This window comes from Agromyces humi (genome assembly GCF_009720255.1).
Taxonomy (GTDB): Bacteria; Actinomycetota; Actinomycetes; order Actinomycetales; family Microbacteriaceae; genus Agromyces; species Agromyces humi.
The window spans coordinates 1-1,651 of sequence record NZ_WJSP02000592.1 but is presented as its reverse complement, the minus strand read 5'-3'; the positions used below and the strand labels follow the sequence as shown (position 1 = coordinate 1,651).

General features: G+C 68.7%; 1 protein-coding gene. It reads right to left on the bottom strand.

Features of this window, described 5'->3' with window-relative positions; translation table 11 throughout:
• Positions 1 to 149: 149 nt before the first annotated feature.
• On the bottom strand, positions 150 to 1,298 hold the full coding sequence (locus tag GH736_RS22615; protein WP_159607235.1) for a zinc-dependent alcohol dehydrogenase: 1,149 nt from the start codon (positions 1,296 to 1,298) through the stop codon (positions 150 to 152).
• Positions 1,299 to 1,651 lie beyond the last annotated feature (353 nt).

The window sequence follows — 1,651 nt, the reverse complement described above, 5'->3', positions numbered from 1 at the left end:
GGCGTCCTCGTGCAGCGCGAGCGCCTGAACGTCACGCAGTGGGTCGCCGTGGGCATCTCGATCCTCGCGGTCGTCGTGCTCGCGGTCGGCTACGGACAGCTGCCGTGGATCGCCCTCGGGCTGGCGTGTACGGCATGGTGATCTCCTCCTCAGGCGGCGCTCGGCACGATGAGCGGCTTGATGCAGCCATCGAGCTTGGCCGAGAACATGTGGTACCCCTCGGCGATGTGCTCGAGCGGGATGCGGTGGGTGACGATGTCGCTCGGCTTCAGGTAGCCGTTGCGGATGTGCTCGAGCAGCCGTGGCCACTGCCGCGTGACGGGGCACTGGTTCATCCGGAGCGTGAGTCCCTTGTTCATGGCATCGCCGAACTTCACCGCGCTGAACATGGGGCCGTAGGCGCCCATGACGGAGACGGTAGCGCCCTTGCGCACGGAGTCGATCGCCCAATTGAGGGCGATGGGAGAGCCGCCCTGGAGCTTGAGCTTGGCCGACGTGACGTGCTGCGCGAAGTTGCCGTCGGCCTCCGCGCCCACGGCGTCGATCCCGACATCCGCGCCGAGGCCGTCGGTGAGCTTCTTGAGGTGCACGACGATGTCGTCGACCTCGGCGAAGTTCACCGTCTCGGCATCCGCGAAGTCCCGGGCCTTCGCGAGCCGGTACTCGAGGTGGTCGACCACGATCACGCGTCCGGCTCCCATGAGCCACGAGGACTTCGCCGCGAAGAGGCCGACGGGGCCCGCGCCGAAGACCACGACGGTGTCGCCCTCCTCGATGTCGCCGAGCTGCGCGCCGAAGTACCCGGTCGACAGGGCGTCGGTCATGAGCAGTGCGTCCTCCTCGTCGAGCCAGTCGGGGATGACGCCGGGTCCCACATCGGCGAACGGCACGCGCACGTACTCGGACTGCCCGCCGTCGTACCCGCCGCAGGTGTGCGAGTAGCCGTAGATGCCGCCCACCGCGGTGGCGTTCGGGTTGACGTTGTGGCAGTTCGAGTAGAGCCCGCGCGAGCAGAAGTAGCACGAGCCGCAGTAGATGTTGAAGGGCACCATCACCCGGTCGCCCACGGTGAGCCGCTCGACGGATGACCCGACCTCGACGACCTCGCCCACGAACTCGTGCCCGAACGTGTGGCCGATCCGGGTGTCGGGCATCATGCCGTGGTACAGGTGGAGGTCGGATCCGCAGATCGCTGCGAGTCGCACGCGCACGATCGCGTCGTTCGGATGCTCGATCCGGGGGATGTCCTTCTCTTCGACGCGCACCTTGTAGGGTCCGCGATACACCATGGCCTTCATGGGTTCTGCTCCTCGTGATCGGCCGCGCACCCAGGCCGGCCACGAAACCATCCCGGCATGCACGAGGCAAGGGGGTTGCGCCCGCGACGTCGAACTGCGGATGTCGCGAGGCATCCTCACACCGCCTATCCTCGATACGGACCGCGCCCCGTTCGGGGGTCGCGGACCATGGCAGCGAGCGGAGGTGACGATCGGTGGGTTCCGAGCACGACGAGGGTCCGGCGGAGCCCCTGCGACGTCGCGGGCGACACGCGGCCCCTGCTGCCGCCGGTCATTCGATCGGCCGCGCCGCTGCACTCGGAGCCTGGTTCGCTCGCGCTGCCGCGGCGCTGGAGCCTCGGCGCGCGGCCGCG

Coding starts and splice junctions, on each gene's coding strand:
- GH736_RS22615 (WP_159607235.1), bottom strand. CDS start 1,298: ATGAAGGCCATGGTGTATCGCGGACCCTACAAGGTGCGCGTCGAAGAG.